Origin of the sequence: Pseudomonas sp. KCJK9111, assembly GCF_046231935.1 — a bacterium.
Classification (GTDB): Bacteria; Pseudomonadota; Gammaproteobacteria; order Pseudomonadales; family Pseudomonadaceae; genus Aquipseudomonas; species Aquipseudomonas parafulva_B.
In genome coordinates this window covers 40,762-61,441 of the sequence record NZ_JBJJMO010000011.1, presented here as the reverse complement: position 1 = coordinate 61,441, position 20,680 = coordinate 40,762, and the positions used below count along the sequence as shown (strand labels likewise).

General features: G+C 64.5%; 19 protein-coding genes. 7 read left to right on the top strand and 12 right to left on the bottom strand.

The annotated features are described in order from the left end of the window. Window positions 1-164: 164 nt before the first annotated feature. From ACK59L_RS07005 to ACK59L_RS06960, 10 genes are all read right to left on the bottom strand, one after another. The gene (locus tag ACK59L_RS07005; RefSeq protein WP_409272617.1) at window positions 165-1,532 is read right to left on the bottom strand and encodes a PepSY-associated TM helix domain-containing protein; all 1,368 of its coding nucleotides are present in this window, start codon (window positions 1,530-1,532) and stop codon (window positions 165-167) included. Between the two features lie 57 nt (window positions 1,533-1,589). Continuing rightward, entirely contained in the window at window positions 1,590-3,650 is a 2,061-nt protein-coding gene (locus ACK59L_RS07000; protein WP_409272615.1) for a TonB-dependent copper receptor, read from the bottom strand. A gap of 62 nt (window positions 3,651-3,712) precedes the next feature. Beyond that, window positions 3,713-4,144, bottom strand: coding sequence for a DUF2946 domain-containing protein (locus tag ACK59L_RS06995; protein ID WP_058638229.1), 432 nt, complete (start codon window positions 4,142-4,144; stop codon window positions 3,713-3,715). 19 nt (window positions 4,145-4,163) lie between these two features. Beyond that, window positions 4,164-4,643 carry a copper chaperone PCu(A)C gene (locus ACK59L_RS06990; protein WP_144966957.1) on the bottom strand — a complete coding sequence of 160 codons (480 nt, stop codon included), beginning with the start codon at window positions 4,641-4,643 and terminating at the stop codon, window positions 4,164-4,166. A gap of 47 nt (window positions 4,644-4,690) precedes the next feature. After that, entirely contained in the window at window positions 4,691-5,080 is a 390-nt protein-coding gene (locus ACK59L_RS06985) for a DUF2946 domain-containing protein (protein ID WP_058603509.1), read from the bottom strand. A 137-nt stretch (window positions 5,081-5,217) separates the two neighbouring features. After that, the gene (locus ACK59L_RS06980; protein ID WP_058638228.1) at window positions 5,218-6,072 is read right to left on the bottom strand and encodes an SPFH domain-containing protein; all 855 of its coding nucleotides are present in this window, start codon (window positions 6,070-6,072) and stop codon (window positions 5,218-5,220) included. Between the two features lie 25 nt (window positions 6,073-6,097). After that, window positions 6,098-6,535, bottom strand: coding sequence for an NfeD family protein (locus ACK59L_RS06975; RefSeq protein WP_196136063.1), 438 nt, complete (start codon window positions 6,533-6,535; stop codon window positions 6,098-6,100). A 134-nt stretch (window positions 6,536-6,669) separates the two neighbouring features. Then, window positions 6,670-7,392, bottom strand: coding sequence for a cobalt-precorrin-6A reductase (locus ACK59L_RS06970; RefSeq protein WP_409272611.1), 723 nt, complete (start codon window positions 7,390-7,392; stop codon window positions 6,670-6,672). Continuing rightward, window positions 7,389-8,483, bottom strand: coding sequence for a cobalt-precorrin-5B (C(1))-methyltransferase (locus ACK59L_RS06965; protein WP_409272609.1), 1,095 nt, complete (start codon window positions 8,481-8,483; stop codon window positions 7,389-7,391). Before ACK59L_RS06965 ends, ACK59L_RS06970 begins: the two co-directional genes overlap by 4 nt. Beyond that, the gene (locus ACK59L_RS06960; RefSeq protein WP_058638224.1) at window positions 8,476-9,687 is read right to left on the bottom strand and encodes a bifunctional cobalt-precorrin-7 (C(5))-methyltransferase/cobalt-precorrin-6B (C(15))-methyltransferase; all 1,212 of its coding nucleotides are present in this window, start codon (window positions 9,685-9,687) and stop codon (window positions 8,476-8,478) included. The genes ACK59L_RS06965 and ACK59L_RS06960 overlap by 8 nt, the downstream gene beginning before the upstream one ends. Window positions 9,688-9,844: 157 nt before the next feature. On the opposite strand from ACK59L_RS06960, the gene cobG reads away from it, so the two are divergent. The 7 genes from cobG to ACK59L_RS06925 all read left to right on the top strand — a co-directional run bounded on the left by cobG (window position 9,845) and on the right by ACK59L_RS06925 (window position 16,384). Continuing rightward, complete coding sequence (gene cobG, locus ACK59L_RS06955; RefSeq protein WP_409272606.1) at window positions 9,845-11,158, top strand: precorrin-3B synthase; 1,314 nt, start codon at window positions 9,845-9,847, stop codon at window positions 11,156-11,158. Next, window positions 11,151-11,777: a precorrin-8X methylmutase gene (locus tag ACK59L_RS06950; protein WP_027915280.1), complete on the top strand. Its 627-nt coding sequence runs from the start codon at window positions 11,151-11,153 to the stop codon at window positions 11,775-11,777. Before cobG ends, ACK59L_RS06950 begins: the two co-directional genes overlap by 8 nt. Next, window positions 11,777-12,508 (top strand): precorrin-2 C(20)-methyltransferase, encoded by a 732-nt coding sequence (locus ACK59L_RS06945; protein ID WP_058603631.1) that lies wholly within the window; start codon window positions 11,777-11,779, stop codon window positions 12,506-12,508. The genes ACK59L_RS06950 and ACK59L_RS06945 overlap by 1 nt, the downstream gene beginning before the upstream one ends. Further along, entirely contained in the window at window positions 12,496-14,193 is a 1,698-nt protein-coding gene (gene cobJ, locus ACK59L_RS06940) for a precorrin-3B C(17)-methyltransferase (RefSeq protein ID WP_409272604.1), read from the top strand. Before ACK59L_RS06945 ends, cobJ begins: the two co-directional genes overlap by 13 nt. Before the next feature lie 116 nt (window positions 14,194-14,309). Then, window positions 14,310-14,993: a hypothetical protein gene (locus tag ACK59L_RS06935; RefSeq protein WP_409272602.1), complete on the top strand. Its 684-nt coding sequence runs from the start codon at window positions 14,310-14,312 to the stop codon at window positions 14,991-14,993. A gap of 55 nt (window positions 14,994-15,048) precedes the next feature. Beyond that, complete coding sequence (locus ACK59L_RS06930) at window positions 15,049-15,735, top strand: hypothetical protein (RefSeq protein WP_196136070.1); 687 nt, start codon at window positions 15,049-15,051, stop codon at window positions 15,733-15,735. Continuing rightward, window positions 15,728-16,384 (top strand): hypothetical protein, encoded by a 657-nt coding sequence (locus ACK59L_RS06925; RefSeq protein WP_196136071.1) that lies wholly within the window; start codon window positions 15,728-15,730, stop codon window positions 16,382-16,384. Before ACK59L_RS06930 ends, ACK59L_RS06925 begins: the two co-directional genes overlap by 8 nt. A gap of 8 nt (window positions 16,385-16,392) precedes the next feature. On the opposite strand, the gene ACK59L_RS06920 is transcribed toward ACK59L_RS06925, so the two are convergent. Together ACK59L_RS06920 and purD are read right to left on the bottom strand one after the other, a co-directional pair. Continuing rightward, entirely contained in the window at window positions 16,393-19,173 is a 2,781-nt protein-coding gene (locus ACK59L_RS06920) for a response regulator (RefSeq protein ID WP_409272599.1), read from the bottom strand. A gap of 149 nt (window positions 19,174-19,322) precedes the next feature. Further along, window positions 19,323-20,612, bottom strand: coding sequence for a phosphoribosylamine--glycine ligase (gene purD / locus ACK59L_RS06915; RefSeq protein ID WP_058638217.1), 1,290 nt, complete (start codon window positions 20,610-20,612; stop codon window positions 19,323-19,325). Window positions 20,613-20,680 lie beyond the last annotated feature (68 nt).

Here is a 20,680-nt window from a genome sequence, read left to right as displayed (position 1 = left end):
GTGACAGATCGACACGATATCGTGAGTACAGGGCGCTTTAGAAATGATCGGGGTCAAGCGTCGGCGCTTTAGAGAATAATCCTGCACCTACAGGCAGGGGCCGTGAAACGCTCGGCGGGCCTTTCGGCCCGCCTGGGGTTTCACGACAGCCGCCTACCGGGCCGCTATGCCTGCGTCGCCACCCTTGCCCGCCGCATGATCAGGTTGTCGAGTACCCACATCAGCACCATCGACACCCCCACCAAGGGGAAAACGAGCCCCAATGCCAGCATCACCACCACGGCCGTCTTCCAGCGCGGCAGGTCGTGGCGCAAGGGGGGAACGCCCAGGCCGCCTTCGGGCCGACGTTTCCACCACATCACCAGGCCACTGACCGAACCCAGCAGAATCATCAGGCACACCAGCGCAATGACGATCTGGTTCAGCGGGCCGAACATCTTGCCCTCGTGCAGCATGACCCCAAGTTCCGTGGCGCGGGCCACAGGGCTGTAGTCCTGCCAGCGCACATCGGCCAGCACCTTGCCGGTGTACTGGTCCACATGCAGGGTGGCGTCGTTGCGTGGGTCGTCGGCGAATACCGCGACGGTGAATACGCCGTCGGCCGTGGTTGGCCAGGTGATGCTGTAGCCCGGCTCCACCTGCCGCGCAGTGGCGATGTCTTCGACCTGTTGCACGCTCACATTCGGTGCGGCCGGTTGGCTGGACATTGTGTGATGCCCGGCATGCTCGGCATGGGCGCCAGATTGAGGCATCGGCGTGTTCTCCATGGCCCAGGGCACGGTCTGGCGGTGAGCATGGTTGAGCTCGCGCGCCTGCTGGTCTGACTTCGGCACATCGTTCCACATCGCTATCGGAAAGCGGTTCCACAGGTCGGCATATTGCTTGCCCCAGAACCCGGTCCAGGTCATGCCGCTGAGCAGCATCAACAACAACAGCGCCGAACCCCAGAACCCACTGACCGCATGCAGGTCGCGCCAGAACAGCCGGCCTCGGGCGGCCAGGCGCGGCCACAGCACGCCTGCCCCCAGGCGCCCGCGAGGCCACCACAGGTACAGGCCCGAAACCACCAGCACGATGCCCCAGCCTGCGGCCAGTTCCACCAGGCGATCGCCCAGGGTGCCCACCATCAATTCGCCGTGCAGGGCGCGGGCGATGGCCTGCAGATTGCGCTTGCCGTCCTGCTCGCCGAGGATCTTGCCGCTGTACGGGTCGACGAACACGTTCAGCTCGCGGCCCTCTTCGTGCACCACGAACTGCGCACTGCGCTGCGCGTTCAGCGGCGGCAGGTACTGGCCCACATGGCCTTCGGGGTGCGCCTTGCGTACTTCGGCCAGCATCACATCGGCCCCTTGGCGATGATGGCCGGCCTCAACCACCATCAGGTCGCGGTACAGCCATGGATCAAGCTGCGGCTTGAACAGGTATACCAACCCGGTAAGGGCCAGCAGGATCATGAATGGGGCCACGAACAGCCCTGCATAGAAATGCCAACGCCAGGCCAGGTTGTAGAATGAAACGCGTGTTCCTCTCATGGGAACCTCCAGGTAAACCCGCACAGGGCGCGGTCACTGCCGCGCCCGCGGTGGATGTCAGAAGCTGAAATCGACTTTGGTCCAGACGCTCCGGCCGGGCTCATTGACCGGTTGAGGATCGCTGGCCGGGTAGCCGAAACCGGCATTGCCCGCCAGGTTCAGGTGTTCGGCGTAGGTCTTGTCGAACAGATTGTCGACCCCTGCACTGAGTTTCAGATTTTTGCTCACCTTGTACGCGCCGTTGAGCGAGAACACCCCAAACCCTGCACTGGCGTCATAGTCTTTGCCAACCACATTGCCCTGGTTGCGGGCGATGCGGTTCTGCGCTGCGACCAGCCGCCAGAGCGCGCCTGCGCTCCATGCATCGCGGCTGTAGGTCAGGCCCAGGCGGCTTTCCAAGGGCGGCATCTGGGGCAGTGCTTTGCCATCGCTGCTGTTCTTGCCCCAGGCGTAGGCCAGTGTGGCATCGGCCTTCCAGGTATCGCTGAGCGCGTAGGCCGCACCCACTTCGCCACCCATGATGCGGGCGTCGATGTTCTGCGCCTTCGAAGTCGCCATGCCCATCATGCCAGTGCGGTAGTCGAACAGGATGTAGTCGCGGATCTGCCCGACATAACCCGAAGCCCAGGCTTCCAGCCGTTCGCTGCGGTACTGGACACCGAAGTCGAGCTGCGTCGTCTTCTCGGGCTCGATGCCGTCGAAGGCATTGACCGACCCGGTGGGCGCTGTTTTCGGCGAAAACAGCTCCCAGTAGTCCGGGAAGCGCTGGGCGTGCCCAAGGCCGATGTAGGCCGTTGCCGGCAGGGCTGCCAAGTCGTGTTCGTAGCGCACGAAGCCGCTGGGCAGCGTGTCGGCGCGGGTGTCGTTGCGGGTCGGGCTGGCCTGGCGCAGATCCCGCGCCGACGCGCGGTCCAGGCGGGCGCCGGTGATGACCCGGTCGTCGCCGCTGAGCGACCAGGTCAGCTCGCCGAACACGCCGTAGTTGTGAAAATCGGCATCCTTGGTCCAGGCCTGGCCTTTGTGCGCATCCACGCCCATGCCGCCGCGCTGGCGATGCGCGTTGGTCTGTGCGTCGATACCGCTGATCAGCTGCACATCGGCCCAGCGCCAGGTCGCCTTGAGGCGTGCACCCATCGTGCGGCGGTCGACATTGCTGACCATCGGCATGCCCATCATGCCGCTGCCAGAGGGTGTGCGCAGGCTGTAGTTGTCCATCACATGGTCGGCATAGTTGTAATAGGCCTGGGCTTCGATCTTGTCGAGTACCTCGCCGAGGTTGGATTTTTCAAAGCGCAGGCCCAGGCTTTCACGCTTGAACTGCGAACCGTCCATGCCCCGACCGGCATAGCGCGCCTCCCCATCGCCCTTGCCGGCGGTGAGTTCGAGCAACGTATCGGCATCGGGCGTCCAGCCCAGGGCGACATCGCCGTTCCATTTTTCCCAGCGCGACGGCACTGAATCGCCAGCCCCGTCATGGTAGTCATCGGCACGCGACTGATTGCCGACGAAACGGGCATAGGCCTGACTGTTGCCGACAGCAGCGTCCAGCACCTTGTCGAAGCGGCCATTGGAGCCGGTGAGCAGGCTGGCATTGACGCGGCTGCCAAGGGTGCCGAATGCCTCGGGGTCACGCTCGAACAAGACGGTGCCTGCCGAACCGCCCGGCCCCCAGATCACGCTCTGCGGGCCCTTGATCACGGTCAGTCGGTCGTAGGTTTCCGGGGCGATGTAGGCGGTTGGGGCATCCATGCGGTTGGGGCAGGCGCCCAGCATCAGCCCACCATTGGTGAGGATGTTCAGCCGCGAGCCGAACATGCCGCGCAGTACCGGGTCGCCGTTGGTGCCGCCGGCACGAATGGCCGAAAAACCGGGAATGGTTTTCAGGTAATCGGCACCGTCACTGGCCGGCACGGGCTGGCGAGGGTCCTTGGGGTGGGTGACCACGGTCAGTGGCGAGCTGGGGGCGATGGCGGTGATGACCGTAGGGCCGAGCTCAGGTGCAGCGGAGGAATGGGCAACGTGGCCTGGGTCTGCCGCCAGTGCGACAGGGCTCAGCAACGAGCCACACAGGGCGGCAATGGTCCCGCGCAGGGACAAAAGAGGGGTGCAGCCGGACATAATGATTCCAGTCGATCAGTCGTGAGAAGACGCGAAGCGATCAGGCTTCGTGCGCTAATGGGTCAAACACTGATCGAAACGGGCGGTGCGCGGCTGCGGGCGCCGGGGAAAACGGCCTGCCTGGCATGCCCGTGGCGCGTGGCAGGCTGAAGATGGACCTGAGGCAGGGCGGCTGCCAGGTTGAGGGGGCTGAGCGCCTGGGGCAATGCAGGGCAGTTGAACAGCAGGCTGCAGTAGCCGCACTTCTCCCACATCACATGAAGCTGGCCGTCCTGGCTCGGGCCGTGATGAGCGTCGCCATGCTGATGAGCAGCCGGCATCGGCATGTCCATCGGCATGGTCATGCCGGCGCCATGGTGATCCATGGGCATCGACTGGGAAACCAGCGGCCCGATGAAAATCATCCACATGGCGAACAGGCTCAGCCATCCGCCACCGGCGCGCCTGCGATCAGGGCGGGTGGTACGGGACTGGCGGTGTGGCGACGAGCGCATCACGCCCTGTCAGCGGCAGTCAGTGCTGATGAGCCTGCGGCTGGCCAGTCGGCGGTGCTTTCTGCACAGCCACTTGCACGGTGATGGGGCCGGCTTTCTCGAAGCGAAGGGTCAGCGGGAAGCGCTGGCCATCGGTCAGCAGGCTGCGATCCTTGGGCTGCATGAGCATCACATGGTAAGCGCTGGGTGCAAACACCAGATCCTTGCCTGCGGGCACTACCACGTTTGGCACTTGCTGCATGCGCATGGCACCGGCAGCGCTCATGGCGTGCTCGTGCAACTGGGTGTCATCGCTGATGGGGGACTCGGCGCTCAGCAGGCGGTCATCGGTGTTGCCATTGTTGTGCACCACGAAATACGCGGCGACGTTGGGGGCATTGGGCGGCAGCTGCAACGACCAGGGATGGGCGATATGCAGGTCGCCCACGGTGTATTCGTGAGCATGGGCGAAAGCGGTGGGCAGCAGGAGGGCGGCCACGGCAAGGGCGTGCTTGAGCATGATGAATGTCCCGATGGAATGAGGTTCAGGCAGGCGGCGTGAGACACTCAGGCAAGCGGGGAGGCACGGGGGTTGAGCGCGGGCCTGAGCTGGCGCGGCGTAGGCGTGGGTGGCGCATCCAGCGACAGTGGGCCGGCAAGACGAGCAGGCGAGGCATGCAGCTGTAACGCTTGTCCGCCCAATGGTAGTGGCGGCGCGGCACCCAGGCAGCACCAGCAGTGCATTGTGCTGGCGCTGTCATCGCTTTGCGGGCCCAGGTCGATCTTGGCCAGGGCCTGCACATCGACCTTGGCCTTGTTGGCCATGCTGGAACAGAACGCCCCCCATAGCAGTTGCTCTGCCGGGCCTTTGGGCGCAGCAGAGGACAACGGCATGGCCAGCAGGTTGAACAGCACCGCTAGGCAGGCTATCCAGGCAATGTGCCGACGTGGGGGCATGGAGAGATCCGGTCAGGAATCGTGGTGACTATTGTACGGCCGAGTATAAGCAAATTTGGCGGGGTGCGGTGACGTGACGCAGGTGGCGTGCCTGGCCGCTGGCTTCGCGATGCCTGGCACCGCGAAGCCGTTCAGGTTCAGGCCTTGTTGCGGCCCATCAGGCCGCGTACGGTTTCCTGCAGGTCGGCCGGCAGTACCACCACCTTGGCGTTATTGCTGCTCGCCAGGTTTTCCATGGCCCCGACGTAACGCTCACCGAGCAGGTACATGGCCGGGACGGTTTCGTTGCCGACCGCGTCCTTGACCAGCGAGATGGCCCGCGCCGAGGCTTCGGCCAGGCTGATCTGCGCCTCGGCATCCAGCCGGGCGGCCTGCAGGCGCGCTTCGGCTTCGAGTACTGCCGCCTGCTTGGCGCCTTCGGCACGGGTGACGTCGGCCTTGCGCTCCCGCTCGGCGGCCGCCTGGCGTTCCATGGCCAGTTGCATGTTCTGGGACGGCTTGATGTCCTGGATTTCCACCGAGCGCACGGTCACGCCCCAGTCCTCGGTCTGCTCGGACATGGCCTCGCGCAGGCGCGCCTTGATTTGCTCGCGGCTGGAAAGGGCTTCGTCCAGGTCCATGGCGCCGACGATGGCGCGCAGGGACGTCATGGTCAGGCTGGTGACGGCAAAGGCGTAGTCCTGCACGCCATAAGACGCCTTCTGCGGGTCAACGACCTTGGCAAAGCACAGGGCGTTGGCGACGATGACGGCGTTGTCGCGGGTGATGATTTCCTGTTCCTGCACATCGAGGATGATGTCCTTGGTCGGCAGGCGATAGGCAACCACGTCCATGTAGGGGATGACGACGTTGAGGCCAGGCTTGAGGGTGGTGTGGTAGCGGCCCAGGCGCTCGACGATCCATTCCTCACCCTGGGGGACGATGCGTACCCCCTTGAACACGGTGATCAGGACGAACAGAGCGATGGCGCCGACGACGATGAGGCTGGTCATGATGGCAAATTCCTTTTTTACGGATTCAGGCCCGGATGACGCGGGCGGTATTTCCTTCGACGGCGATCAGGCGTACCCGCTCGCCGGCCGGGATGGTGGTATCGGCAATGCAGGTCCACTCCTCATTGCCCAGTACGGGCTTCTGGAAGCGCACCCGGCCTTTCTGGAATTCGGACACACCTGTGGTCAGCAAGCCGACCTCGCCGATCACGCTGGCGGCGGTCCAGCGCTCATCCGGCTGCTTACGGCGAAACACCTTGAACCACAGCAGGGTAGTCAGCGATGAGAGCACGACCCAGAGCAACCCTTGCATGTCCAGCTCCAGGCCTGGAAGCGCCAGGGAGGCCAAGGCCACCAGCACGGCACCGATACCGAACCAGAGGATGAAGAACGTGGGCAAGACCAGTTCGAGCAACATCAGCGCGATGCCGAACACCAACCAGATCCACCATTGCAGTTCCATATCAGGCACGTCTTCCGAGTGGGGCGCCCGAGTTTAAGGCAGGACTGCGACACATGGCCACTTGCAGGCGCTCGGAAAATGCCCAAAGGGGTGTAGGAGCTCAACCCCCTAGGCGCTATGCAAGGGGGCTTTCGTCACATAGCGAACAAAGCCGCCACCAGTTCCGGCAGGGCATGGAACGTCCGATCGGCAATCGGCAATGTCGGTCGCTTGAGAATGAACACCGGCAGGCCTAGCTCGCGGGCTACTTCCAGCTTGGGTTCGGTGGCGGCGCTGCCGCTGTTCTTGCTGATCAGAACGTCGATGCGCCGGTCGGTGAACAGCGCACGCTCCTGGTCCAGGTCGAAAGGCCCGCGGGCACCGATCACCTCGCAGCGCGCATTGCCAGGACAGGCCTGCAGGGCGCGCAATGTCCAGAACTGGCCATCCGGGATGGCGTCCAGGTGCTGCAGGGGTTCCCGGCCCAGGGTGAACAGCGGTCGGGCATAGGGCCCAATGCCCTGCATCAGCGCCGGCCAGTCTTCGACTTCGCGCCAGTCATCCCCCGCCTGTGCCTGCCAGGCCGGACGGTGCAGGGCCCAGCAAGGGATCCCGACACGCTGCGCGGCGCTGGCCGCGTTGGCGCTGATACGGGCGGCGTAGGGATGGGTGGCATCGACCAGCAGCGTGATGCCGTTTTCACGCAGGTACTGGGCCAGCCCAGCGGCCCCCCCGAAGCCGCCCACGCGTACCTGGCACTGCAGGTCGTCGGGCACCCGGCCGATGCCGGCCAGGCTGTAGATGTGGTCCGGGCCCAGCAGGCGTGCGATGGCCAGCGCCTCGGTAATGCCGCCGAGCAGCAGAATGCGCGCCCTCATGGCTGGCCCGCTCGACCGACGATGCCGCCCTGGCGGTCGATGGCGACCACCTCGACGCTCACCTGTGCAGGCACGACGCTGCGGGCGAAGGCCAGGGCATGCTGGCACACGGCATCGCCCAACTGGACACCGGCGCTGTGGGCCAACGCCAGGGCCTGCTGGCTGGTGTTGGCGGCCACGATGGCCGCCTGAAGCGCCGGATCGGCCCCGCCTGCTGCTGCCCAGCCCGCCAATTGCGGCAGGTCGATGCTCGAATGACGGCTGTGCAAGTCCATGTGCCCGGCGGCCAGCTTGCTGATCTTGCCGAAGCCCCCGCACAGGGTCAGGCGGGGCACCGGCACCTTGCGCAGGTGCTTGAGCACCGCCCCAACGAAGTCGCCCATCTCGATCAGGGCGATTTCCGGCAGCCCGTAGACACGGCGCATGGTGTCCTCGCTGGCGTTGCCGGTGCACGCGGCGATGTGGGTGTAGCCGTTGGTGTGCGCCACGTCGATACCTTGATGAATGGAGGCAATGTAGGCTGCGCAGGAGAAGGGGCGCACGATACCGCTGGTGCCCAGGATCGACAGGCCGCCGAGGATGCCCAGGCGTGGGTTCATGGTCTTGAGCGCCAGGGCTTCACCGTCCCGCACGTTGAGGGTGACCTCGAACCCGCCGGTGTAGCCGCATTCGACGGCCAGGTCCTGCAGGTGGTCCGTGATCATACGCCGTGGCACCGGGTTGATGGCCGGCTCGCCCACGGCCAGGACCAGCCCAGGCCGGGTCACAGTGCCCACGCCTGTGCCTGCGACGAAGTGCACACCGGCCTGGGCACGCAGGCGTACCTGGCTGAACAGCAGTGCACCATGGGTCACGTCCGGGTCGTCGCCGGCGTCTTTGAGCGTGCCGGCTTCGGCGTAATCGTCGACCAGGCGGCAGAACTCCAGGCGCATCTGCACCACCTTGCCCTTGGGCAGGGTGATGCTCACTGCGTCGCTGTCTGCACCGGTGAGCAGCAGACGCGCAGCCGCCAGGCTGGTCGCGGTGGCGCAACTGCCAGTGGTCAGGCCACTGCGCAGCGGGGCGGCCTGTTCGCGGGTTTCTTCACGCATCGGCCGGCTTGACCACGTCGAGCAAGGTGATGGGCAGCGCCTGGCGCCAGGTATCGAACGCACCCAAGGGCTGGGCATGGGCAACATGAATGCGCGTCAGTTCGCCACCGTGCTGCGCCTTGAAATGGGCCAGGGCCAGTTCGCTTTGCACCGTCACGGCGTTGGCCACCAGCCGACCGCCTGGGCGCAGGCTGGACCAGCAATGCGCCAGTACCCCTGGACGGGTGACCCCGCCACCAATGAACACCGCATGTGGCGGTTCCAACCCTTCCAGTGCCATGGGGGCCTTGCCGCGCACCAGGTGCAGGCCAGGCACGCCCAAGGCATCACGGTTGTACTCGATCAACCCCTGACGGCCCTCGTCGGCCTCGATGGCCACGGCGCGGCATGCCGGGTGTGCACGCATCCATTCGATGCCGATCGAGCCGCAGCCCGCGCCCACGTCCCAGAGCAGCTGCCCGGGCTCGGGGGCCAGCCGGCCCAGGGTGATGGCGCGCACATCGCGCTTGGTCAGTTGGCCGTCGTGCCGGTAGGCGTCATCGGGCAGGCCTGCCAGGCGGTGCAGGCGAGGCGCTTCGGGCGCTGCCACGCATTCGATGGCCACCAGGTTGAGCGCAGCCGTTTGGCCGTGCTGCCACGTGGATGCCTGCCCGTGCAACTGGCCCTGGGCCTCGCCCCCCAGGTGTTCGAAGACCCATAGGCGGCTGGGGCCGAAACCCCGTTCGCGCAACAACGCGGCAATGGCCGCCGGGCTGTCTCCATCGTTGCTCAGTACCAGCAGGCGCAGGCCGCCATGCAGGTGCGCGTTGAGCGCGGCCAGGGGCCTTGCCACCAGCGACACCACCTGCACGTCCTGCAGCGCCCACCCCAGGCGCGCAGCAGCCAGGGCGCACGAGGAGGGCATCGACAGCACCTGCATTTCGTCGGCAGGCACCTGGCGCGCCAGGCTGGCGCCCACCCCATAGAACATCGGGTCGCCACTGGCCAGCACGCACACAGGCGAGCCGCGCAGCGCCAGTACCGGCGCTAGCGAGAAAGGGCTCGGCCAGTGCAGCCGTTCGCCGGTCACGCAACGCGGCAGCAGGGCCAGCTGGCGAGGGCTGCCGAAAATCCGTGTCCCACTGAGCAGCGCTCGGCGAGCCTGTTTGCCCAGACCGCTGAAACCGTCTTCGCCGATGCCTACTACTGTGAGCCAGGGTGCCATTGATACCTCTAGAGTTCGTGCGTGTGCAGCACGCCCAATTGTGCCTTTACCCGAAAGATGCTCGACCACCGGCTTTTCATGCGGGCGGCCAAAGCAGGCATAATACCGCGCCTTCTCCACTCAAGCGCAGTTTCACGGATTGCCGGACACCTCAGCGATGTCACCTCACGCTTCCTACAGTTCGCCTCGCCCCTCGGCTTGTCCGGGGTTGTGGCGTATCGTCAGCGCCCTGGATGGCGGCATTTGCCGGATCAAACTGCCGGGCGGGGTGTTGCTGGCCCAGCAGGCCGAGGCCGTCGCCAGCGCCGCCGAGCGCTTCGCAGGGGGGGTGATCGAGGCCACCAACCGGGGCAACCTGCAAATCCGCGGCGTCGGCCCTGATCACCAGGGCCTGGTGGCGGCGCTGCTTGCAGCTGGGCTGGGCCCGCGTGAAGCAGCCGGCGACGATGTTCGTAACCTGATGCTCAGCCCACTGGCCGGGCTTGATCCGGCGATGGTGCTGGACGTCAGGCCGCTGGGGGGGCAAATCCTCGACCTGCTCGAGGGCACGCCACGCTTTCACGCGTTATCGGCCAAGTTCGCCCTTCAGCTCGATGCCGGTGAACGCCTGGCCATGTTCGATCACCCGCACGACCTGTGGCTTTCGGTGCTTGAGCTTGAGCAGCAGCCCTGGCTCGCATTCGGCCTGGCCGGCAGCCTTGGGGAGAGTGACGTACTGGGTGCGGTACCGTTCAGCCAGGGCTTGACCTTGGTACGCGCCGTGCTCGAACGTTTTCTGGACCTGGCCACCTCAACCCAGTCGCGCATGCGGCATGTGCTGCAGACCTGCACGGCTGCCGATTTCATCGGTGGGCTTGGCGTGGCGTTGCGCCAAGACCCCGCCGTGCTGGGCTGGCGCCGGCCGGTTCGCCCAGTGACGTGGCTTGGGGCGCTGGCTCAGCGGCGTGGGGTTGCGCTTGGCGTGGCACCGCCACTGGGGCGGCTCACCCCGGCCATGCTGCGTGAGGCAGCGAGTGTCGCGCGTGAACAGGGCGACAGCAGCCTGCGGTTGACCCCCTGGCAGAGCCTGGTGCTGCCCAACCTGGCGCCCGGCGCCATCGACCAGGCGCAGCGCAGCCTGATGACGGTCGGGCTGCTCTGCCACGCGGCCGAGCCCTTGGCACGCATCAGCGCCTGCACCGGCGCCAGTGGCTGTGCCAAGGCCTTGAGCGAGACGAAGGCTGACGCCGTGGCACTGGCCGCATTATTGGGGCCCGGGGCGCCTGCCAGCGTGCATCTTACTGGCTGCCCCCGGTCCTGTGCCCTGGCCCACACCGCCCCGGCCACACTGCTGGCCCGCGCGTCCGGGCGCTACGATCTTTACCAGCGTGACCCCCGCCTGCCGGGGTTCGGCGCCCTGCGCGCCACTGACATTACCTTGAATGAAGCAGGCGCCATGCTCGACCTGCCGACGGAGCACCTTGATGATTGACTACATCCGCGATGGTCAGGAGATCTATCGCAATTCCTTCCGGATCATTCGTGAGGAAGCCCGACTTGAGCGGATTCCCGCAGACCTTGAAAAGCTTGCGGTACGCGTGATCCATGCCTGCGGCATGGTCGATGCGATCGATGGCCTGCAATTCTCCGAGGGCGCCGGCCAGGCCGGCCGTCAGGCCCTGCTGCGTGGCGCGCCGATCCTGTGCGATGCGCACATGGTCGCCGAAGGCATCACCCGGGCACGACTGCCAGCGAACAACCCGGTCATCTGCACCTTGCGCGACCCGAGCGTACCGGACCTGGCCAAGGCCGCTGGCAATACCCGCTCCGCCGTTGCCCTGGAGCTGTGGCGCCCCCACCTGGAAGGCAGCGTAGTGGTGATCGGCAACGCGCCGACGGCGTTGTTCTACCTGCTGGAAATGCTCGATGCCGGTGCGCCGCGCCCAGCGCTCATCCTGGGGTTCCCCGTCGGCTTCGTTGGCGCTGCCGAATCCAAGGCCATGCTGGCGGCTGACAGCCGTGGCGTGCCCTTTGTGATCATGCAGGGGCGGCTGGGCGGTAGCGCCATGGCCGCCGCGGCCGTGAACGCCCTGGCCACGGAGGTGGAATGATGGCCCCGCGCGGACGCCTGATCGGCCTTGGCGTAGGGCCGGGCGACCCTGAACTGATCACGCTCAAGGCCCTGCGCCTGCTGCGCGAGTCGCCGGTGGTCGGCTACTTTGTCGCCAAGGGCAAGCGCGGTAACGCATTCGGCATCATCGAAGCGCACCTGCAACCCGAGCAGACGCTACTACCGCTGGTCTATCCGGTGACTACCGAAGCCTTGCCCGCGCCCCTGTCCTACGAGCAGGTGATCAGCGACTTCTACGACGAAGCCAGCGTCCAGGTGGCCGAACACCTGGACGCAGGGCGTGACGTGGCGGTGATCTGCGAGGGTGACCCGTTCTTCTATGGCTCCTACATGTACCTGCACGACCGCCTGGCCCAGCGCTATGAAGCGCAGGTGATTCCTGGCGTGTGCTCCATGCTCGGCGGGGCCTCGGTGCTGGGTGCACCGCTGGTCTATCGCAACCAGAGCCTTTCGGTGCTCTCTGGCGTCTTGCCGGCCGAAGATCTCAAGCGCCGCCTGGCCGACGCCGATGCGGCCGTCATCATGAAACTGGGGCGCAATTTTCCCAAGGTGCGGCAGGTGCTCGGTGAGCTGGGCCTGCACGAGCGTGCGCTGTATGTGGAACGCGCCACCATGGCCAACCAGAAAATCGTACCGCTGGACCAGGTCGACCCGCAGTCCTCGCCTTACTTTTCGCTGATCATCGTGCCGGGGGAAAAATGGCAGGGCTGAACACGCAGGTGGCACCGGCCATCGTCATCCTGGGGCAAGGCAGTCTGACCACCGCCCGTTGCCTTCAGCGGATCTACGCCCAAGCCACCATTTACGGCCTGCAAGGGCGCGTCCAGGGGGCAGACCAGGATTACAGCACTTTTGGCGATCTGCTGCGCAGCCTTTACCAGCGTGGTACGCCGATCATCGCCTTGTGCGCCGCGGGGATCGTGATCCGCAGCCTGGCCAGCCTGTTGGGCGAGAAAGGCAGCGAGCCGCCTGTGCTTGCCGTGGCAGAAGACGGCAGCGCCGTGGTGCCCCTGCTCGGTGGCCTCAGTGGCGTCAACCAGATGGCACGCGACATCGCCGCTGCGCTGGGTGTTTCAGCGGCCATCACCACCAGCGGCGAGTTGCGCTTTGGTACGTGCCTGCTCAATCCGCCCCAGGGTTACGCCTTGGCGGATCTGGAACAAGGCAAGCGTTTCGTGTCCGACCTGCTGGCTGGAGAGTCGGTTCGCATCGAGGGTCAAGCACCGTGGCTGGCGCAGGCTCAGTTGCCTGCCAGTGATGCCGCGCAGCGCACCATCCATGTAGGCCATTTGGCGCGCCCCGCCAGCCGAGACGAGCTGTTGATCCATCCCCGCTCCGTCGTGGTCGGTCTCGCCAGCGGCGATCTGCTGACGATTCGTGACGCGCTGCAGCAGGCCGGTATCGCGCAGGCATCGCTGGCCTGCGTGCTGGCCGATGAGCGGGCCATGGCGGACACCCGGTTGCATGCCGCTGCGCAGGCGCTGGGTGTCGAATTGCGCTTTGCGGCAAGGCCCGACGATGTGGCTGGCATGGTGGGCGCTGCACTGCCCGAGGCGCGGTTGCAGTGCCAGGGTGAGGTGGTCATCGCCGTGGCACCTGCGCCCATCGAGGTGACTCAGGTTGGCCGTCGCCGTGGACGGCTGGCCGTCATCGGTCTGGGACCCGGTGCAGCGGAGTTGATGGTGCCAGCGGTCAAGGCTGAGCTGGCACGGGCCGAGGATGTGCTCGGCTACGAAACCTACGTACGAATGGCAGGGCCATTCCGGGACGATCAGGTGCTGCACTGCACCGACAACCGTGAGGAGATGCAGCGCGCCCGCCACGCATTCGAACTGGCCGCGCGGGGTCGTTCGGTGGTGGTGGTGTCATCGGGCGACCCAGGTGTATTCGCCATGGCCGCTGCGGTCCTTGAGGCGTTGCACGAGTCCACGGACGCTGGCTGGCACGCTGTCGATCTAGAAATACTGCCTGGCGTATCGGCCTCGCTGGCAACGGCTGCACAGGCTGGCGCGCCGCTGGGGCATGATTTCTGTGTCATGTCGCTGTCGGACAATCTCAAACCCTGGTCGATCATCGAAAAACGGCTGGACCTCGCTGCCCAGGCCGATCTGGTGCTGGCCTTCTACAACCCGATTTCCAAAGCACGTCCTCACCAACTGGGGACCGCGCTGGACGTCGTGCGCCGGCACCGTGGTGCTGATACACCTGTAGTCCTTGGCCGTGACATTGGTAGGCCGGGGCAGGCTTTGCGCGTCGTCTCTTTGGCCCAACTGGTGCCAGAAATGGTCGATATGCGCACCATGGTGCTGGTGGGCTCATCGACCACGTGCACCTTCGACCGCCCAGATGGCGGGCAGTGGGTCTACACGCCGCGGTGGTATGGCGCCAAGCCCTGAAGCACGGCAGTTCGATTCGAGGGGGAAGCGTTTCGAGGCAGGATGAGCAGCGTCGAGCGGTTAGGTTCAAGGCCGAAACTACCTGGTTTCGACCGGACCCAACTGGAGCCTTAGACATGACCACCAACAAAGAAAACCTTGAACTGCAAGTCCTGCCTGACATGAACCTGTTCGTGTTCCCCGACACCATGAGCGAGGCCAACCGCAACGCGGCCAAGGCCTGCCACTCCCTTGCTACCCAGGGCGCCAACAGGCAGCACCACCCGATCCAGCAAACCCAGGCCTGGTTCAACCAGTACGTGTTCCTAATGTCGAAGATGGGTTGGACACCCACGCGCGTTGATGTTCAGCGTATTACCCAGAGCGACAGGCACCTGGAAATCAGTAACCTGATTGGTAAAGGGCTGCAAGCTGCCTATGGCACCTTTACGGGCGACGTAGCATCGGCGCTGGAAGGGTTGGGCAAGACGGTCGTTTCCGCACTGGCTGCCAGCACCAAGAATGTCGAATTGCTGGATCGCAAGTCCGTGGAGGATGACCGCAACAGCCTGAGCCTGAACAAGTGTGAGCAGACCGGTGCTGGCCAGGTTGCCATGATGGTGAGCGCAGTCCAGACCGATGCCAAGCCTGACAAGAAAGCCAACTACATGTTGGCCAAATGGGAGAGTAGCGGCACCACCAACTACGCCTGCGGTGCCGTTCTGAACCTCGACCAGCGCCAGTACGAGAAAGTACGCGCCGTGGTTGAAACCAAGCTTGACGACAACGCCCTGGAAGTGTTGCTGGCCCTCGAAATCTAACCTGTCGGTGTGACTCACCGGGGCCTTGGCTTCGGTGAGCCTGGAGGGTGCATCAATGTCAAATAACTACAGCGTGTGGCGCAATGGCAACAGTCTGGTGCTCGTCGACAAGACCATCAGCGAGTCTTGCAGGCACGACATGCTCAATATCCAGCTGGCGGCCTACCTAGCCGCGTGCAATGGCGGTGACTCAGGGGCTGATGGTGACAGCTGGCTCAAGGAATACATACGTGTGCAGAGCAGTTTCGGCTGCACGCTTGCCACGCTGCGGTCGCAAACGATACCCATGGTGCCGGTTGCGGCTTTCAGGCCTTGGGACCTGCTTTGCGACAGTCTTCTCCAGGCTACGCCTCACCGCCTTCGCGAAGCTGTCGCGCAGTGTCTGGCAGCCTGCGCGAGCAGTGAAACACGTGATAACCGGATGGGGGAGCGCTGTGATGTTGGCGAACACCATGGCGACACTGGCCTGAACTATGCGCATGCCGAGGTTCGGCTGGCGCTGCCTGAGTATTCCATCATCAGCACTCAATTGAACCTGGGAAGTCGAGAGCCTCTCGATCCTGACTGGCTCTGGCAACCGTTCGACCCTCAGGCGGTGCAGGCGTGCTGGCAGTTCCAGGGGCAGTACTTGATCGATTCCAGGCGCATGAACCTCATCGGGCCAGGGCTGGCAAAAAAACTTCAGGGCAAGCTGGCCCATCATCGCAGCGAAATCAGCGCGCAGGAGCCGAACCATGACTAACACCGACGCATCATCTATCGCTGGCCAGCTGGTCCACAGCAGCGTGCTGGTTTTTCTGCCAGGCGTATGCCCGCAAGCACGCTCCGACATATTGTTGGCCAACGCCTTTGCGCAGCAGGTGGCATGGGGGGATTTGCAAGACGGTCTTGAACCTGACTGGTTCAGGAATTACTGGCGCAACTTCGCTGCCCTTGGCTTCGATGGCAAGCTGGCGCCAGCAGGGCGGCGGCCGGGGCCTGACCGCGGCAGCCTGGCTGCGCAGGCAGTCGAGCACATCAGCCAGGCGAGCTCTCCACGCCTGGCCGAAGCGGCCAACCAGGCGCTAGAGGCCCTACGTCGAGATGACAAGGCGCTGAGACTGTTCAGCGCACATTCGACCGTGGGCACTCAGGCGCGCGTGCAGTTGTTGCCCTGTGCTCAGCAGTCGAATGGTTTTATCGACATGGTGCTGCTGCACATGGATATTTCGATGAAGAAAAGCACCAGCGACTTCCTGTTCATGGGCGCAAGCAACGGGGTCAGTGTGAGAGACCTGCGCCTGGAAGTGATCCACTTCAATCTGCGAGGGTTTCGTGAGGATTATCGGCGCAGGGCAGAGGCCAGCGTTGCGCGAACGGCCGAGCGCGTCATCAGGGATCTGGTGCTCTAGTTGCGCGGCTAACTGCCGTCAGGGCCCATGCCCTGATCAGCATTGGCCGGCTGTTGGCTGGCCCAGTGTTGGATCAACTCTCGCAGTTGGGACAATTCGACGGGCTTGGCCATATGGCCGTCCATGCCGGCTTGCTTGGCGCGGTCCTTGTGCTCGGCGAGGATATGCGCGGTCAGTGCAACGACGGGTGTGCGCACGCGCTGGTTGGCGGCTTCCCATTCGCGCAGGCGCCTGGTTGCCGAGAAACCATCCAGAACCGGCATTTCGCAATCCATGAGCACCAGGTCATAGCGCTTGGCTTTCATCGCTTCAAGGGCTTCTTCGCCGTTTGAGGCAGTGTCGGGCTGCAGGCTGAGCTTGCCGAGCATGCCGCGGATGACCTTGGTCGAAATGGTGTTGTCCTCTGCGACCAGTACGCTGAAATCTGGGGGCAGGTCGAGGGCCTGGGGCTGGCCTGGTGCAGCAGCCGGCAGCGCCTGCTCGCGGCCGCGTTGAGCCAGTTCTTCGGCCAGCGTGGTCTTGAGCGTGTAGCCAGCGACCGGTTTGGCCAGTATCCGCTTGATCCCGGCATTACGGGCGATGATCTTGCTGGGCGCGTTGCTGATACCGGTCAGCATGACCACCAGGATGTCGTGATTGAGGCTGGGGTCTTCCTTGATCTTGGCGGCCAGTTGCATGCCGGTCATGCCGGGCATGTTCTGGTCCAGGAGCACCGCGTCGAAGTAATCACGAAGGTGAGCCTTGGTACGCAGCAGAGCCAGGGCTTCCTTGCCTGAAGGCACTGCGCTGACATTCATGCCCCAGGCGCTGCACTGTTGGACCAGTACCTTGCGGCACGTGTCGTTGTCGTCCACCACCAGTACCCGCGCGTCACGTAGCGGCCCGTCCAGGTCGGCCGGAGGTTGCTCGAGGCAGGCTGGGTCCAGGGGCAAGGTCAGCCACAAGGTATTGCCGGTGCCGGTGCTGCTCTTGATGCCAAACTCCCCATGCATCAGGCCAATCAGCTGCTTGGCGATTACCAGCCCCAGGTGGCCGCCCAGCCGATTGCTGGACAGGAAGTGCCTGCTGTGCAGTTCCGCCTGCAGCAGCGCCTCGCGATCGGCTGCCGGCAAGGGGTCGCCGCTGTCCTGCACCGCGATGCGCAAGCGGGGCACCTCGCCGCGCTGGTCCATTGCAACGACAAGCAGAATTTCCCCCTGGTCGGTGTTTTTCAGCGCGTTTTCCATCAGGCTCGACAGCGCCTGGCGCAAGCGGGTGGGATCGCCGCTGACCACACGGGGCACCTGGGGCTGGGTGAAGCTGATCAGCTCGATGTTCTGCTGCTCGGCCTTGGCCCGAAAGATGTTCAAGCAGTCTTCGATTAGCGCGTTGAGGTCGAACTGGACATCGTCGAGTTCGATCTGACGGGATTCGAGCTTGGAGATATCGAGTATCTCGTTGATCAACGTGAGCAGCTCGTTGCCCGCGCTGTGAATGGTCTGAACGTAATCGCGCTGTTTGACGGACAACGGCGTGCCCAGCAGCAGTTCGGTCATGCCCAGCACGCCGTTCATGGGGGTACGTATTTCGTGGCTGATCTTGGCCAGAAATTCGGCCTTGGCGTTGATTTCGGCGTCACTGGCTGCCAAGGCGCGGCTGACACTGAAGCGCTCCTCATTGATGCGTCGCAGCCGGTCGCTGACCGCCAGGTTCAATAGCAGCCCGCTCACCACTGCCAGCCCCAACAGAATGCACAGCAACCATGGCGTGGGGGTGCGTGTAAGTCCAAGCAGGGCAGGCAGCAGCACCAGCCCGCCAACATTGAAGATGATCATCGCCAGACCGAACAAACGGGCGGGTGCGTAACCGCGGGACCAATGGTAGCTGCTGACCACCAGCATGGTGACACTGCCCAGTGCCATCAAGGCATAGGTCATGAGATTGAGCGGCAAGGTGTCGATGAACAGCAGCACGATCCCGCTCACGCCCACCAGCAGCATCTCGCCGTTCAACAGCCGGTTAAGGCGCGGCGAGTTGCGCGGTGCGAAGAAGTGCTGGGTGAAGTACAGCCCTGCCAGCCCCGCCAGGACTAGCGTAAGGTACGCCGCTGGCGTCTGGGCGCTGTACCACACATGCCACCATGGGCCGCTGAGGTTCAGCAGGATCAGGCCGCTGAGCAACATCAAGCCATGGTAGAACGCCAGGATCAGGGCAGTGCTCGAGCGGCTGTAGATGAAGCGAATCAGGTTATGCAGGATCAGCATCACCAGGCCACCGAACAGCGTGCCGAACAGCAACGGCTGGGTCTGATTGGCGGCGGCGCGCGCAGCGGGCTCAAGGCTGATGGCCGGGCGCAGCTGGTGTTCCGATACCAGGCGCAGGTAGATATCCAGGCTTTGCTTGCTGTTGGGCAACGGCAGCACGTGGTCGCTGCCGCGCAATGTGGGGTTGGCACTGCCGGTTTGGCGGCCGTGATGCAGGTGGCGTATCAGCTTGTCGCCCTGCAGGGCGTATAGGTCCAGACCAGAAAGATCAGGCGCGAAGACGCGCAGCAGTTGTTCCTGCTCACCGGGCTCTAGTCGGTAATGCAGCCACAGGGCCTGGTCGGGGGGCGCCGCATCGAGTTCTGCCAGCTCCAGCGGGCTGAACTGGTTGCGATAACGGTCCGAGCGCACGTCGCTCAGTTGCAGGTTGCCTTGTTCGTCGAGCAGCAGGGCCCAGCCACTGTCATGCTCCGCCATCGCGGGGAACATGCAGATCAGGGTCAGCAAGCTGACGATCAACGCTGAGGCAATCCGGAGCCGGCGCACTACGAAATCCCTTCTTGGCCCATGTGCGGGGTGCTAACTATGCGCGGCGTTTGGAGTTGAAGGCAAGGCCCGCGGGCACGCCAACGAGCCGGTTGCCGTGCGCCCGGCTGCACAGGTCCGGGCGCCTCGACAGTGCAGCGATAAAGCGGTTATTGCTCGCCACGTTCCCGGGCAATGGCCCGGTAGCCGATGTCGGTCCGGTAGAAGCTGCCGTCCCAGGTGATCTGCTCGGCCAGGCGATACGCTTGCTGCTGAGCGGATTCGACGGTCTCACCCATGGCCGTGGCGCACAGCACGCGCCCCCCAGCGGTAACCACGTCACCGTCCTTCAAGGCAGTGCCCGCATGGAATACCTTGCCTTCGATTTTTGCGGCCGCCTCCAGGCCTGAAATAGCTGCGCCCTTGGCGTAGTCACCAGGGTAGCCGCCTGCGGCCAGCACCACACCCAGGCTAGGGCGTGGGTCCCACTGCGCCTCGACCTTGTCCAGGGCCTTGGCAAAAGCTGCTTCGATGAGCAGCACCAGGCTCGACTCCAGGCGCAGCATGATCGGCTGGGTTTCCGGGTCGCCGAAGCGGCAGTTGAATTCGATGACCTTGGGGTTGCCCGCCTTGTCGATCATCAGGCCTGCATACAGGAAACCGGTGTAGACATTGCCTTCTTCAGCCATGCCGCGCACGGTCGGCCAGATCACCTGATCCATGACCCGCTGGTGCACCTGGTCAGTGACTACAGGGGCAGGGGAGTAGGCACCCATGCCGCCCGTGTTCGGGCCGCTGTCCTGGTTGCCGACGCGCTTGTGGTCCTGGCTGGTGGCCATGGGCAGCACGTTGTGGCCGTCGACCATGACGATGAAGCTGGCTTCCTCGCCATCGAGAAATTCCTCGATGACCACGCGCGAACCCGCTTCACCAAAGGCATTGCCCGCGAGCATGTCTCGCACGGCGGCTTCGGCTTCTGCCAAGGTCATGGCGACGATGACGCCTTTGCCAGCGGCCAGGCCATCGGCCTTGATCACGATCGGCGCGCCTTTTTCCTGCAGGTACGCCAGGGCCGGTTCGATCTCGGTGAAGTTCTGGTAGTCGGCCGTAGGGATCTTGTGGCGGGCCAGGAAGTCCTTGGTGAACGCCTTGGAACCTTCCAGTTGGGCAGCGCCCTGGGTCGGGCCGAAGCAGTCCAGGCCACGGCTGCGGAACAGGTCGACCACACCGATGACCAGTGGCGCTTCCGGGCCGACGATGGTCAGGTCGACGTTCTTCTCGGCAAAGTCAGCCAGTTGCTCCAGGGCGCAAACGTCGATGGCGACGTTCTCGCACTTGGCCTCGATGGCGGTGCCAGCGTTGCCTGGAGCCACGAAGACTTTTTCGACGCGTGGGTCCTGGGCGACTTTCCAGGCCAGGGCGTGCTCACGGCCGCCGCTGCCGATGATCAAAACTTTCATGTCAAAACCTCTAGATCTGTCGAGCAAAAGGCTGTGCCTCTCGCTGTGCCAGGTCGCACCGCAGCAGT